Origin of the sequence: Micromonospora solifontis, assembly GCF_003725545.1 — a bacterium.
In the GTDB taxonomy this organism is placed as follows: domain Bacteria; phylum Actinomycetota; class Actinomycetes; order Mycobacteriales; family Micromonosporaceae; genus Micromonospora; species Micromonospora solifontis.
Genome location: NZ_RJLN01000208.1, coordinates 1 through 535 on the forward strand (window position 1 = coordinate 1; position 535 = coordinate 535).

Consider the following 535-nt stretch of genomic DNA (forward strand, 5'->3'; position numbering starts at 1 on the left):
TTCGCCGGTGGTCTGGCCGCCGGCCCGCTGAACCACCACGACGCCACCCCGGCCACCGCGCTGACCCCGGTCGCCGCCGTGCAGGCCGACAAGCCCGACGCCGGCAAGCTGATCCCGCACGGTGTCCAGGGCACCCAGTCGCGCATCGACCTGAACGACGAGCAGACCGCCAACGCCAAGGCGATCATCGCCGCCACCAAGAAGGCCGGCCTGCCGGAGCGGGCCGCGGTGATCTCCATCGCCACCAGCCTGCAGGAGTCGAAGCTGGAGAACCTCGGCCACCTGGGCGAGAAGAACGACCATGACTCGCTGGGCCTGTTCCAGCAGCGCCCCTCCAGCGGTTGGGGCACGCCGGAGCAGATCACCGACCCCGAGTACGCCACCCTGGCGTTCGAGAAGGGCCTCAAGCAGGTCGACGGCTGGCAGGACATGCCGCTGACCCAGGCCGCCCAGACCGTGCAGGTCTCGGCCTACCCCGACGCGTACGCGCAGTGGGAGCAGCAGGCCGCCGACATCGTCGCCCAGCACTGGAACA

General features: G+C 70.7%; 1 protein-coding gene. It reads left to right on the forward strand.

All coding sequences use genetic code 11. The features are described from left to right. The coding region (locus tag EFE23_RS27890) for a hypothetical protein (RefSeq protein ID WP_123243821.1) at window positions 1–535 on the forward strand (535 nt) is incomplete at both ends.